Below are 12531 nucleotides of genomic sequence, written 5' to 3'. Positions count from 1 at the left end.
AATTTATGGGCGTCCGTAGGGCTACCCTCCCGAACCGGTCATCATTCCCGGCCCAGGTATTCCTTGGTGCGCGTGTCAACCTTGATGCGATCGCCTTCGTTGACAAAAATGGGCACCTGAACCGAAATACCGGTTTCAAGCTTGGCAGCCTTGGTGACGTTGCTGACGGTGTCGCCCTTGGCGCCCGGCTCGGTTTCAACAACCGCAAGCACGAGGCTCAGCGGGATGTCGATATCAAGGGGGCTGCCCTTGTACAGCAGCACGCGGCATTCCTGACCGTCCTTAAGAAAGCCTTCCTTGCCATCCGTGGTGGTGATGTGCATCTGGAGCTGTTCGTAGGTGGTCATATCCATGAAGATAAGGTCGTCGTCCTGACGATACAGAAACTGCATGTCGCGGGTTTCCAGATCGGGCTTGTTGACCTTTTCACCGGAACGGAAGGTTATATCCTGCATGCGACCAGTAAGGATGTTGCGCAGCTTGGTACGGACCATAGCGCCACCCTTGCCGGGCTTGAAATGCTGAAAATCAACGATTTCGTAAGGGGTGCCTTCGACTTCGATCTTCAGACCCTTGCGAAAGTCTGTGGTAGAATACATTTGTCCTCCTAACATGTCGCCGCAAAATGGCGCAAACGGGCGTAAGGCCGATCATTTGCCAACTGCGGCAAGAGCGGCTACCTTATACGAAGTTGGCTGAAAATGTCAGCCCTGAATTGAAAATATTTGCTGAAAGATGCTTGCTTGTCAAGACACAAAGTTAAAGTATTACATGAGGTTTATCATGAATCCCGTTCTTACCCTTGAAACTACAGCCTATACTCTTGAGCAGCTCATATCACTGCCCGAGGCGCAGATAGCCCTTGCGGGGCGCTCCAATGTGGGTAAATCATCGCTTATCAACGCGCTGGCTGGCCGCAAAAAACTGGCAAAAGTCAGCTCCACGCCCGGCAAAACCCGCTCGGTGAATTATTACCGCGTGACACCCCATGACTTTTATCTCGTTGACCTGCCGGGTTACGGCTATGCCCGCGCAAGCCATACGGAGCGCGAAAAATGGGCGCGCCTGCTTGAGCGGTATCTGGTGGAATGCGCAAGCCTCAAGGCCTTGGCCCTGTTGCTCGACAGCCGACTTGAACCCCAGAAGCTCGACAAAAATCTGGCGTCCTTTGCCCGCACCAACGGCCTGAATATTGTGCCCGTGCTGACCAAGGCAGACAAGTGCAGTCAGAGGGAACGCGCCAACCGCCAGAATGAATGGCAAGAACTGCTCGGAACCCGGCCCATCGTCACGTCTTCCAGCAACCGTTACGGCATTGATAACCTCTGGCGCGCGCTCGTTGAAACAGCGGTTCCCCAGCGCGTGGCCCCCGGCACGCTTGATGCCGCTGACGCGGAATCTGAGCCCCAGAGTTGTACTATTCCTGAGCAGGAGCCGCAGGGACAGGCTTAAAGCCAGAAATGATTCACAGCAGGAATATCTGTGGACTTCGCTTTTTTGCGTACAGGACGCAATCTCCAAAAAGCAAAAGGATTACGGCGCTGATCGCACAGCGCCGTAATCAGGACTCAGATCGGCAACTTGTTGCACTGCCTGTAGCTGGGCGCGGTGATTTCCAAAGCCACCTGCAGGCAAATGCGCTGAGGCTGTTATGCCGCAGGGGTATTTGACACAACTGCCGGTTCCATGTGGATGCTCAAGCGGCCCAACTGGGGTACTGCGGCGCGAATGCGCTTTTCAAGGCGCGTACAGACGTTGTGCGCCTCTTCCACAGACAGCCCCACACTCACATTGCAGTGAAATGAAATGCAGACCCCCTGCTCCGGCAGTACATAGGTAGAAAATTTGTGCGGCATAGCCGCCAGAGGTTCATTTTCCACTGCTGCCTTGATTTCACGCCAGGCCATCTCTGAAAAAGGCACAGAAACCGAAGCGCCCGGCTCAAGCGCGGCGCTTGGGGCCTTGGGTTCCATGTGACTGACGATTTCAACACCTGGCAAGGCCTCCCGCAGTGTGTCTTCAAAAGCCTTGACCCGCGCATACGCCCGGTCAAAGGGCATCTGACCCGGCAGTTCAACATGCAGCTCAATATGACAGGCGCTGTCTGCGCTCAAAATATGCACATCATGAACAGCAAGCCCATGCTCAGATGCGGCAACCTGCACCAGGGCAAAGGGATTGTTTTCATCAATGCGGCACGATTTGCGAGGCTCAACATGCACGGTCACGTCCGCACCGGGCAAAACGCCAGCAACAGCTTCCTCAGCCTCATGCGCAAGGCGATGTCCATCGCTGACCTTCAGCCCCGGCGCAACGCCCACAGTCAAATCCACAAAGCTTTGCGGCCCGCTGGTGCGCACACGTACCCGCGTGACTTCGGAAATGCCCGCGATTTTTTGCACAGCCACCACAATGGCTTCGCTCGCCTGTGATGAGCCAGAATCCATCAGCATATTCACGGCATCCGAGGCCATGTGCATGCTTGCCCGAAAAATAATCGCAGCCACAAGCAGAGCCGCCACCGTATCTGCCTGCGAAAGTACGCGGCTTATGGGCTCAGGCAGTTGCAGGGCCTGTGCAAGCCATACAGCCAGCACACCCACAAGCACGACGGCAGAAGAAAGAATATCTGTGGAAAAATGCAGGGCATCAGCTTCTAGGGCCTGGCTGTTGAAGTTTTTGGCAACCCGCCGCAAAACACGTACCCGGTTGATGTCAACAGCCATGGAAATCGCCATGACACCAACACCCCAGAGCGAAGGCACAACAGGGCTTGAGCCTGAAGCGAGGCGCTGAACGCCCTCGTACACCACCCACACGCAGGTGGCGAACAAAAGCACCGTCTGCGCAAGAGCCGAGAGGTTTTCGGCCTTGCCATGCCCGTAAGGATGCCGCGAATCTGCAGGTTTGGCTGAAATTTTCACCGCAGCAAGGGTAAGGGCAGCCGCCAGCAGATCAAGCCCGCTGTGCAATGCTTCAGACAATATGCCAAGGCTGTTGGTATACAGGCCAACCGCAAGTTTGATGCTGGTAAGCCCCAGTGCCGCGAGCAGCGACAACATGGCTGCGCGGCTTTTTTCGCTAGCGCCGTTATCCATAACGTTCATAGCACGTTTCCTGCAGAAGGATTAAATATACGGAATTTACAGAGGTTGGCGCGAGAAAGGCGCTGATTGCAAGCGTAGTTAGAAAAATGTGTGGGGCTTATGTGACACAAACCGGCTGTTTTTTGCAAAACAGCCGGTTCGTAGTAATCTGACAACCTTCAGGAATAACCTTTACGGATTGTTACAGCCAGGTAAACCACCGCTTCCAGCTGCCTTCACGCTTTTCACGGACTTCCTGCGACTGCGCCTCACGATAGTTGTGGTAAGCAGCGAGGCTCTTTTCCTTGGCATGGTCGGCAACTTCAGGCACGTCCTTGAAGTTTTTCATAATGTATTCGTAACGATGCCAGGCCGGACCGTACTTTTTCATGTGCCAGAACACGTCTGCAATATACAGTTCGTGTTCGGCCATGAGCTGACGGCACGTGCGCATGTGTTCTTCCGCGCTCTTGGAATACGGAGAGTCGGGGAAGGTCTGACGCAAGCGGTCAAAGTAGTCGTAAGCTTCCTTGAGTTCTGTGGTGGCCCTGTCGATGGAGCGGAACTGCTTCATGAGCGACATGCCCGTCTGGTACAGAACATAGGGGATAGCTTCGTGGCGAGGATGCAGCGACTCGAAATCCTTGTAGGTTTCGGCAGCAAGCTCATATTCCTCGTCAAGGAAGTAGGCATCTGCAAGCGACAGTTCCGCATCAACCGTGTACGGGCTAAAGGGATACGTATCGCGAAGTTTGTTGTACAGCTCCACGGCGCGCACGTAGTTTTTCTCACTCATGGCGTCATTGGCGGCTTCAAAAACCTCCTGGGCGGTGTCTTCCGCCGGCGGCAGGTAGATCATATCAATGATGCCGCAACCGGAAACCGCAAACATGCTTATGACAAGCAAAATGGAGCGAAGCAGTTTTTTATGCATGGAGCTGTTCCAAAAATACAAACGCCGCCTGCGCGGCAGTTGCGCCGTCACCGGCGGCAGTGATTACCTGACGACAAAGCTTGGAGCGAATATCACCGGCTGCGAAAACGCCCGGAATGCTGGTGCGCATTTCCGTATCGGTGATAATGAAACCTTGCGCGTCAAGTACGACCTCTGCGGGCAAAAAGCCGGTGGAGGGTTCATAGCCCACGTAGACGAAAAGCCCGTCTACGGGCAAATGACGTTCCTCTCCGGTCTTCAGTTCCTTAACCGTCAGACCTGTCAGCTCGTTTTCGCCGTGCAAACGGCTCACAACGCTGCTGCGCAGGATCTCGATCTTGTCGCCATAGGCGTCAAGCTTATCCTGATAAATCTTGTGCCCGCGGAATTCATCGCGGCGATGGATAAGATAGAGCTTTCCCACGATCTTTGCAAGATAAAGCGACTCTTCCAACGCCGAATTACCACCGCCTACAACCGCCACGGTCTGATTGCGAAAGAAATTGCCGTCGCAGATGGCGCAATAGGAAACGCCATGGCCGCGCAGCCGGTCTTCGCCCTCAAGTCCGAGCGGCTTGTGGTGCGCTCCGGAACAAACAATGACCGTCTTGCCGATATAATCCACGCCTCCGGCGCGAACAGCAAAACGACCCGCCGAACCGGTTACGGATTCAACAGCCGCAGCTGGCCGATCAACATCAAGACCGGTCAAATGCGCTTCAAAAAGATCCGCCAGCTCATAACCCTTGATGCCCTTGGGAAAACCGGGATAGTTTTCCATGGCCTCAGTCTGCAAAATCTGGCCACCCGCTGCCAGTTGCTCGGGCATAAGCACCGAGCAACCAGAGCGGGCCAGATACATTGCTGCCGTAATGCCAGCGGGGCCGCTGCCTATGACTACGGCATCATATTCTTTCATGCCAGAGCCTTTGTATCGATAAGGTCTTTCAGGGCAGCCTTGGTCACAGCACCTGTGATCTGCTCTACCGTTTCACCCTTTTTGAAAAGGACAAGAGTCGGGATAGCGCGGATGCCAAACTTGGTGGGCGTGGCCGGATTTTCGTCCACGTTCATTTTTACGACACGCACCTTGCCGTCATACTCAGTGGCCAGTTCGTCAATGATGGGGCCAACAGCGCGGCAAGGACCGCACCAGGGAGCCCAAAAATCAAGCAGAACCGGAAGATCGGACTTGAGCACAACGCTTTCAAAGGTGGCGTCAGTGACCTGTTCAGCCATAACTATCTCCTTACGTTGCTTTGTATCGCTCCACGGCCACTATTGGCCTGTGACGCGAACAGAAGCGCATTTAAAGTGTATGCTTCTGTATTGACTAAGAGTAGATACCAATGTGCTCTCTGTCAAGACAATCTCTTGTTTTGCATGGTCTCTTGACACTTTCAGCACAAGCTGCACAACATGTCATCGGGGATGATTTTGCCACGGGGTATGGTTTCCATACGCAAATCATGGCTGAAACCTCGTGCGCCCAAGAGCCAGCCAGCATGGGCAATCATTGCGGCATTATCGGTACACAACAGGGGGCCGGGAATATAAGCCTGGCCTCCCCTGCCTTGCATGAGCAGTTCAATCCGTTCACGCAGCAGTGAATTGCAGGCTACCCCACCAGCCATCAGCAGTGTTGTAACACCGGGGTTGCGGTCAAGTGCCCGAGCCACCTTGGCGCACAAGGTATCTACAACAGCCAGATTGAATGAAGCGCAATAATCTTTAAGCGCTTGAGGCGCATGGGCAATATCTGTCAGCGGACGAGGCCACTCCTGCCCCGCCAGCTGATGCGCGGCAAGACCTGTTGCGGCGGTCTTGAGACCGCTGAAGCTGAAATCCAGATTGTCATTATCAAGATAAGGCCGGGGAAACATGGTTGGCGTGGCATGCCCTGCCCTGGCCAGAGCATCCATAAGCTTGCCGCCAGGATAAGCCAGACCCAGAAATTTGCCAACCTTGTCAAACGCTTCACCAGCTGCGTCATCAAGAGTGCGCCCAAGGAGGCGGCAATCCCAAGGCGATTCAAGCCGATAGATATGCGTGTGCCCGCCCGATACCAGCAGACCAAGGGCTGGAAAAAGCAATTTCTGCTCCAGCCCTACTGCCAGAAGGTGCGCATGCAGGTGGTTGACCCCAAGAAAGGGTTTGCCAAGGCCAAGGGCCAGCCCTTTGGCAAAGGCAACGCCCACCAACAGACTGCCAAGCAGGCCTGGGCCGCGCGCCGCTGCCACAAGATCAATATCAGAATTGGACCTGCCGCTGCGCCGCATCAGTTCGTCAAACAACGCGCCCACAAAGCGGTAATGCTCGCGCGAGGCAAGTTCCGGCACCACACCGCCAAACAGGGCATGCACATCGGCCTGGCTTGCAAGCACGGCATCCACAAGCCGCCCGTCTTCAACCAGCGCCAATGCGGTTTCGTCGCAAGAACTTTCAATTCCCAAACACAACATGCGGTTCGCCATTTAAGGTCAAAGGCCGGTACAATAAGGCAGCCGCCGCAAACACGCGGGGGCTGCCGCAAAAGCTATCTGCCCGCGTGACGGGCGTAGATTTTTTCCACAGCCTCAACATCCAGCGTCGAGCCTATGTACAGGGGGGTGCGCGCATGGAGCTTGTCCGGCACCCTTTCAAGAATGCGTCCGTGCCCGTCGCTCGCCTTGCCGCCAGCCTGCTCTGCAAGAAAAGCCAAGGGGTTGGCCTCGCACATCAGGCGCAGTTTGCCATTGGGCTTGTTGGCATCGGGCGGATACATGTAAATACCGCCGTTGATGAGCGTGCGGTGAAAGTCGGCCACCAGCGCGCCCACATAGCGTGAAGAATAGGGTTTGCCGTCCGAAGTTTCGCAACCGTGGAACCAGTTGACGGCATCGCGGGCTGGCGCGTCCCATTTTTTCCAGTTGCCTTCATTGACCGAATAAATGTGTCCCTGCTCGGGAATGCGCATATCAGGGTGAGACAGCAAAAATTCGCCCACACCAGGATCTAGGGTAAAGCCGTGCACGCCCTGCCCTGTGCTGAGAACCAGCATGGTGGAAGGGCCATACAGAATATACCCAGCCGCTACCTGCTTGATGCCGGGTTGCAGCACTTCATCCAGCGCAACCTCGCCGGTATGTCCTTCAGGCCTGCGCAAAATGGAAAATATGGTGCCAACATTAATATTCACATCAATATTTGATGAGCCGTCCAGTGGATCAAAAATCAGAATATAGTCTCCGCGCGGGAATTCCTTGCTCACCCGGATAAGTTCTGCTTCTTCTTCCGACCCCATCGCGCAGAGAGCGCCGCAACGCTCCATGCGATAAAGCAGGATGCGGTTGGCGATGGAATCCATCTTCTGCACATCTTCACCCTGAACGTTTACTTCGCCCGTGCCGCCCAGGATATCAAGCAGGCCAGCCTTGGCGATACGACGGGAAATGCTTTTTCCCGAAAGGATCAGGTCGTACAGAAGACCAGTAAACTGGCCCGTTGCCTGGGGGCTACGCTTTTGATGCAGCAGCAGGTGTTCCGTAACCGTGATGTCAGCCATTGGGGGCTCCTTACAACATCCAGAAAATTGAGAGGAACAATTGAGCCTTTACGCCTGAAAGGGAAAACCCGCCAAGTTAGCAAAAAACTTTACGAATCTTCCACCGCAACAAAATTGCAAGACAAAACTGGTTGCCAGCGTGCGGACTTTTCAGGTTGCACATCTTCCAAAATACTTGCGCCGCCTCGGGGCGGCGCAAGTTTAATCCAGAATGCGTCAGTTCCGTGGCCCGAAGGGGCTTGGCCGCCCGCCAGGCAGAGCCGCTGGCGCTTCGCCAGCCGGGGCTGCGGAATCAGGCTTGGCGGCTGCCGGGGCAGCATCTGGCGCAGCAGCCGGGGCATCGGTCTTGGCGCGGCCTGCGCTGCCAGTGTCAGCAGGCTTTGCAGCGTCATCGCCGTCCTTGGGGCCAAAGGGGCTGGGGCGCCCGCCAGGCAAGGTAGCGGCATCGTCATCAGGCGCTATGCCCAGACCGACAGGCGGCTTTTCCTTGCCCTTGGGTGCAGAGGCGCTGGGTGCGCGGTCAACAGAGGCATTTTCACCTGCAAGTTGACGTTCCTGCACCTTCCGGCGTTCGGCATTTTTACGCTTGAGCAACATGCTGTCCTTGCTGCCGGGCTGAATGTCCGCCCCGCCAGCAGGCTTGGCAGAAGGCTGATCAGCCGTGGCAGTGGCCTGTTCAGGCGTAACGTCCACGTTCAGGCCTTCTTCAAAGCGGTTTTTGTTCTTGCGCACTTCGTGAGGCGGCGGGGTAAGCTTGGGGCGATCCTTGGGGAAGAACGCAAGCCCCTGCTCCACACTGCCATTGCCCTGAGGGAAATTGCCCGACTCGGCCACGGCAAAGACCAGAGGCACATTACCCAGGAAGCGCACATTATAGTAGAAGGTTCCGTTCACGTTGGTGCAGGTGCCGGAAGTACTCTTTGCAGTCACTTCGTCCCAGTTCACGCCAGCAAGCGGAGTAGAGGCGAAATCATACTTTCCGGGCCACAGTAAAGCCTGCGGCGAAAGAATGACAACGTCCTGCGGCGTCTGGGAGTATTGCATGAGCGAACGCATGTCGAAGTTGGTAACAACAACACCAAGAAATTCCGTTCCATCATAGAGCGGCGAAGCAAGCAGAATTTCAGGCCCAAAAGAGGAGTTCTGGACGTCTGCGCGCAGGGCGCGCGTGCTCTGCTTTTTGTCTTCATAAAGCAGCGGAATGAAATCCAGCGGCTTCATGGGATTGGCAGGTTCCTGTCCAAGAATGGTGCCGTCGTACTTTACCCCGGCAAAACCACTGACCCAGGGGAAAGAGGTGAGGAAGGAAGCAAGCCACTCGCGCGTCGGCGGTTTGTCGGCATTGAGCATGGTCCGCTCAAGGCGGGTCAGCTCAACGTCAATACCCATCATGCTGTGCGTGAGGGAAAGCGCCTGGGGCGAAAGATTGCCCTTTTCTTCAAAATCCACGGTGGCCGGGGGGCTCACATAGGTGTTCCACAACGACTTTGTGGATTTCCAGACGTTCTTGGTGGGCTGGTATGAACTGCAACCCGTTACAAGAGATGCAGCAAATGCCAGCAAAAAGAAATAACGCACATATGATTTCAACACAGTGTTCTCCCTCATTAACTGTGCGCCCTGGCTTCGACACGTTCAGCCAAAGCTTCAAGCATGCTTATCAGCTTGTCCTTACCGCTGGCATGTTCTGCCGTTACAGCGGGTTGGACAGGATCTACCGTCTGGGCGTTGCCCAGTCGCGCAGTCAACGTAGTAATGCGCTGACGCAAATCAGCACTTTCTTCCGGATGTACCGCTGCAGCAGCAAGCTCATGGTAAATATCAAGTGCCCCCTTGATGTCACCCTGTTCTGCCAGCACTTCGGCCATTGAGCGGGTACGCAGCGAAAAACGCTCCTCCCCATCATCTGCATCGTCTACAACAACAGCTTCGGACTGTGTGACAGGGGCAGCATATGTGGCATATGCATCTGCACCGCGAGCCAGCATGGAAGGAGTGCCTTCCGGTTCTGCTGGCAGGGCCTCATCGTCCGCCATGGCAAGATCAGGATCAAAATCAATGGGATCGTGAGCGTCAACGTCATCAACATGAGCATCAACATCAAGCGGGGCATCCGCTTCATGCATGGAAGTTGCCGGGCCGGGAGCGGCTGCCAAGACAGGAGCGGCAACAAAGTACTCAGCCGCCTCTGCCACGGGCGCTACGGCCCCAGTTGCTGCATGGTGTGCAGACGTTGATGCCGCTGCAAATGCCACCTCATGTACGGATGAATCAGCAGCAGGGGTGGCAGCCTCAGAACGCGCCTGCAAACTAACCCCTGCGCCCGCAGTGGCTCCAGCTCCTGACAGAGAGGCCAACCCATGGTTGATGACCTCGTGCAATGATACCGGCCCCTTTGAAAAATTGAGGGCCAGGAAACGCAGCACGGCGGCAGTATCAGGCGCATCACCAGCAGCATTGATGCAGGCGGCCCATGCCTGCCAAAAGCCTGCATAGGTAGAAAACATTTTTGTCAGCCTGCCCACTTGCTTTTCGCAGGCCTCGAGCCGATTGGCGGTGTGCAGCAACTCTATGAGAAAAAGCCTGGCTTCAAGAAATTCCTCGTGCCGGGCAAGCCCCTGCTCCAGAATTTCAACGGCTTCATCTGTGCGACCAGCTTCGGAAAGCAGACGCGCCAGAGGGAAAAAGACCTTGGAATTGGGCTCAAGCTCCAGGACTTCTTTATACCATTCAATTTTTTCCGTCATGGTTTCTGCTCCCGCCCCGTTTTCGCCACCTCGCCAAAAAGATAGAGCACCTCATTATCGCGAATATAGTGGAGGCGCTGACGAATGACTTTTTCCATATACTGGCTGTCGGACTGCAAAAGGCGAATTTCACGGCTCAGAGAGAGGTTTTCCGCATCAAGGCTTGCAATCTGCTTTTCAAGCTCGGCGTACTGGTGCTTGAGCTCACGGTACTCAATAAGGCCGGTGGGCCCCCAGACCATGCGGGCAAAAAACACCACATTGACAAGGCCCAGCACAACCAGAATGAAGGTACGCCAAAACATTATTGCAGCAGCCGTTGTGGTTGAGAACCGTTACCCGCTGAAAGACGCAGTTCCGCCAAAAAAGTGGCCGTGGCTTTTTCAAGCCGCGTAACGTCTTCTTCCGCAAGGTTCATCTGGTCTACCTGATGCAGATAATCCTTGAGGGTATTCAGTTCCTGATCAAAGTGACGGCCCCAGACCCCGGCGCGCATGTCGGGCTCCAGCTCCAGAATGGTCTGGATGCAGTTTTTCAGGCGGATCTGCAACGTGCTCATGCGTTGTTCCCGTTAGCCTGCCTGTTTACGCGTATTGCGGTAAAAATCATAGCAATAGTTGGCCCCTGAAACCACGGCCAGCACCAGCGCTATATAGAGCAGCACAAGGCCTAGCAACCGCAGGTCCATACCCCACAAGGGATAATGCAGGGCCAGTGGCACAATGGCAAAAATCTGGAGCACAGTCTTGGCCTTGCCGAACTTGTCGGCGGCAAGCACGATGCCCTCGTCAATGGCAATGGCGCGCAGGCCCGTGACCACAAGCTCGCGGCATACAATAATGATAACCACCCAGGCGGGCGCCCAGTCCAGCTTCACAAACATGATCAGCACCGAGCAAATCAGCACCTTGTCGGCCAGCGGGTCCAAAAACTTGCCCATGCTGGTGACCATATTGGAGCGGCGGGCAATATAACCGTCTGCCCAATCGGTAAGGGAGGCAAAAATAAAGGCCAGAGTAGCCAAAATGCAGGTCATCGGGCCTTCAAAATAGAGCAGCAAAACAACCAGAGGGGTCATTAAAATGCGTAACAGTGTAATTTTATTAGCAAGATTAAGCATTCTTCCTCTCAGGCGCTCCGTGCGAATTTTTTAAAGCGTTACCACAAAAGAACACGGGAGAAAAGGAGAAAAAAGCTCCCCCGGCGACCGTGCACCAGCCGCCAGGGAAGCCTGCATTCTATCGGGACAAACCCGCAGGGGCGCAATTAGCTGCGCGAACCGGCAAGGGCTTCCAGGCTGCCGTCGGCGGCAGCAGCAATTGAGTCTGCCAAGCTAAGAAAGGCTTCCTTGGCTGCGCTTTCCGCATCAAGGTACACCACAGGAATGCCTTTGTCAGCCGCAACCACAGTTGTGGGATCCAGCGGCACAGCGCCGAGGAACTTGAGCCCGTAGCGTTTGGCCAGCTCTTCGCCGCCGCCCTTCTTGAACAGGTCGATTTCCTGATGGCAGTGCGGGCACACGAGGCCGCTCATGTTTTCCACCACGCCAAGCACGTTAGAGTTGGTGTACTGCAAGAAGTTGATGGCCTTGCGCACGTCTGCCAGCGAAATTTCCTGCGGGGTGGTCACAACCACGCACAGGGCATCGGGAATGGACTGCATGACTGTCATATGCTCATCGCCCGTTCCTGGAGGGGAGTCAATGAGCAGAAAATCCAGGTCGCCCCATTTCACGTCCGCAATAAACTGGCGGATAGCCGAAGTTTTTTTGGGGCCGCGCCACAGAATGGCCTGATCCTTGTCTTGCAGGAACGTATCCATTGAAATGACGGAAAGATTCTCGTCATAGGCGGCAGGAATCATGAGCTGGGTGGCTTCGTCAATTTCAACAGTGCTGGTAAGGCCGAGCAGGTTGGGCACGCTCGGGCCGTGCATGTCCACATCAAGAATACCGACTTTGAACCCGCGCCGCGCCAGGGCCGCTGCGGTGTTGACGGTCACGGAGCTTTTGCCCACGCCGCCCTTGCCGCTCATGACAAATATCTTGTGGCGTATATGGCCCAAGCGGTCAGCGATTACGCGGTCCTGCTTGGCCATAGGGTCATTGCACTCTCCATTGCCGCCATTGCTCTTTGCACTGGAGCAAGAGGACGCAGAAGAACAGGATGAACAGGATCCCATGACATCTCCTTCAATTGTAGCGGGTGCTTACGCTGGCCT

14 protein-coding genes are annotated in these 12531 nt (G+C 55.3%); 1 reads left to right on the top strand and 13 read right to left on the bottom strand.

Annotated elements, in window-relative coordinates; all coding sequences use genetic code 11:
- Positions 1-41: 41 nt before the first annotated feature.
- A complete protein-coding gene (efp, locus tag ACUZ79_RS09340; RefSeq protein WP_022658729.1) occupies positions 42-599 on the bottom strand; it encodes an elongation factor P in 558 nt (185 codons plus the stop codon).
- A gap of 184 nt (positions 600-783) precedes the next feature.
- Between efp and yihA the strand changes: the two genes are divergently transcribed.
- Positions 784-1452, top strand: coding sequence for a ribosome biogenesis GTP-binding protein YihA/YsxC (gene yihA, locus ACUZ79_RS09335; protein ID WP_449251399.1), 669 nt, complete (start codon positions 784-786; stop codon positions 1450-1452).
- Positions 1453-1649: 197 nt separating this feature from the next.
- Here yihA and ACUZ79_RS09330 read toward each other — a convergent pair whose 3' ends face one another.
- The 12 genes from ACUZ79_RS09330 to ACUZ79_RS09275 form a co-directional block, all read right to left on the bottom strand.
- A complete protein-coding gene (locus ACUZ79_RS09330) occupies positions 1650-3107 on the bottom strand; it encodes a cation diffusion facilitator family transporter (protein WP_449251398.1) in 1458 nt (485 codons plus the stop codon).
- A 181-nt stretch (positions 3108-3288) separates the two neighbouring features.
- On the bottom strand, positions 3289-4020 hold the full coding sequence (locus ACUZ79_RS09325) for an outer membrane protein assembly factor BamD (RefSeq protein WP_192111853.1): 732 nt from the start codon (positions 4018-4020) through the stop codon (positions 3289-3291).
- A complete protein-coding gene (gene trxB, locus ACUZ79_RS09320) occupies positions 4013-4939 on the bottom strand; it encodes a thioredoxin-disulfide reductase (protein ID WP_449251397.1) in 927 nt (308 codons plus the stop codon). The genes ACUZ79_RS09325 and trxB overlap by 8 nt, the downstream gene beginning before the upstream one ends.
- Positions 4936-5259: a thioredoxin gene (gene trxA, locus ACUZ79_RS09315; protein ID WP_192111854.1), complete on the bottom strand. Its 324-nt coding sequence runs from the start codon at positions 5257-5259 to the stop codon at positions 4936-4938. The genes trxB and trxA overlap by 4 nt, the downstream gene beginning before the upstream one ends.
- A gap of 161 nt (positions 5260-5420) precedes the next feature.
- Positions 5421-6482 carry a tRNA (adenosine(37)-N6)-threonylcarbamoyltransferase complex transferase subunit TsaD gene (gene tsaD, locus ACUZ79_RS09310; protein WP_449251396.1) on the bottom strand — a complete coding sequence of 354 codons (1062 nt, stop codon included), beginning with the start codon at positions 6480-6482 and terminating at the stop codon, positions 5421-5423.
- A 74-nt stretch (positions 6483-6556) separates the two neighbouring features.
- On the bottom strand, positions 6557-7564 hold the full coding sequence (gene fbp, locus ACUZ79_RS09305; protein ID WP_240824403.1) for a class 1 fructose-bisphosphatase: 1008 nt from the start codon (positions 7562-7564) through the stop codon (positions 6557-6559).
- A gap of 216 nt (positions 7565-7780) precedes the next feature.
- Positions 7781-9157, bottom strand: a complete 1377-nt coding sequence (locus ACUZ79_RS09300) for a hypothetical protein (RefSeq protein WP_240824404.1) — start codon at positions 9155-9157, stop codon at positions 7781-7783.
- Positions 9158-9171: 14 nt separating this feature from the next.
- Positions 9172-10311 (bottom strand): tetratricopeptide repeat protein, encoded by a 1140-nt coding sequence (locus ACUZ79_RS09295; protein ID WP_449251395.1) that lies wholly within the window; start codon positions 10309-10311, stop codon positions 9172-9174.
- Positions 10308-10616 carry an FtsB family cell division protein gene (locus ACUZ79_RS09290; RefSeq protein ID WP_240824406.1) on the bottom strand — a complete coding sequence of 103 codons (309 nt, stop codon included), beginning with the start codon at positions 10614-10616 and terminating at the stop codon, positions 10308-10310. The genes ACUZ79_RS09295 and ACUZ79_RS09290 overlap by 4 nt, the downstream gene beginning before the upstream one ends.
- On the bottom strand, positions 10616-10870 hold the full coding sequence (locus ACUZ79_RS09285) for a hypothetical protein (protein WP_022658717.1): 255 nt from the start codon (positions 10868-10870) through the stop codon (positions 10616-10618). Before ACUZ79_RS09285 ends, ACUZ79_RS09290 begins: the two co-directional genes overlap by 1 nt.
- Before the next feature lie 12 nt (positions 10871-10882).
- A complete protein-coding gene (gene pgsA / locus ACUZ79_RS09280; RefSeq protein WP_192111859.1) occupies positions 10883-11431 on the bottom strand; it encodes a CDP-diacylglycerol--glycerol-3-phosphate 3-phosphatidyltransferase in 549 nt (182 codons plus the stop codon).
- 146 nt (positions 11432-11577) lie between these two features.
- Positions 11578-12492, bottom strand: a complete 915-nt coding sequence (locus ACUZ79_RS09275) for an Mrp/NBP35 family ATP-binding protein (RefSeq protein ID WP_240824407.1) — start codon at positions 12490-12492, stop codon at positions 11578-11580.
- Positions 12493-12531 lie beyond the last annotated feature (39 nt).

Source organism: Desulfovibrio faecalis, from assembly GCF_053570625.1.
Note: the sequence above shows the minus strand (reverse complement) of the source record. Positions and strands in the feature narration are given on the sequence as shown.

Coding starts and splice junctions, on each gene's coding strand:
- yihA (WP_449251399.1), top strand. CDS start 784: ATGAATCCCGTTCTTACCCTTGAAACTACAGCCTATACTCTTGAGCAG.
- fbp (WP_240824403.1), bottom strand. CDS start 7,564: ATGGCTGACATCACGGTTACGGAACACCTGCTGCTGCATCAAAAGCGT.
- ACUZ79_RS09285 (WP_022658717.1), bottom strand. CDS start 10,870: ATGAGCACGTTGCAGATCCGCCTGAAAAACTGCATCCAGACCATTCTG.
- ACUZ79_RS09275 (WP_240824407.1), bottom strand. CDS start 12,492: ATGGGATCCTGTTCATCCTGTTCTTCTGCGTCCTCTTGCTCCAGTGCA.
- ACUZ79_RS09330 (WP_449251398.1), bottom strand. CDS start 3,107: ATGAACGTTATGGATAACGGCGCTAGCGAAAAAAGCCGCGCAGCCATG.
- tsaD (WP_449251396.1), bottom strand. CDS start 6,482: ATGTTGTGTTTGGGAATTGAAAGTTCTTGCGACGAAACCGCATTGGCG.
- ACUZ79_RS09290 (WP_240824406.1), bottom strand. CDS start 10,616: ATGTTTTGGCGTACCTTCATTCTGGTTGTGCTGGGCCTTGTCAATGTG.
- trxA (WP_192111854.1), bottom strand. CDS start 5,259: ATGGCTGAACAGGTCACTGACGCCACCTTTGAAAGCGTTGTGCTCAAG.
- ACUZ79_RS09325 (WP_192111853.1), bottom strand. CDS start 4,020: ATGCATAAAAAACTGCTTCGCTCCATTTTGCTTGTCATAAGCATGTTT.
- trxB (WP_449251397.1), bottom strand. CDS start 4,939: ATGAAAGAATATGATGCCGTAGTCATAGGCAGCGGCCCCGCTGGCATT.
- pgsA (WP_192111859.1), bottom strand. CDS start 11,431: ATGCTTAATCTTGCTAATAAAATTACACTGTTACGCATTTTAATGACC.
- ACUZ79_RS09295 (WP_449251395.1), bottom strand. CDS start 10,311: ATGACGGAAAAAATTGAATGGTATAAAGAAGTCCTGGAGCTTGAGCCC.
- efp (WP_022658729.1), bottom strand. CDS start 599: ATGTATTCTACCACAGACTTTCGCAAGGGTCTGAAGATCGAAGTCGAA.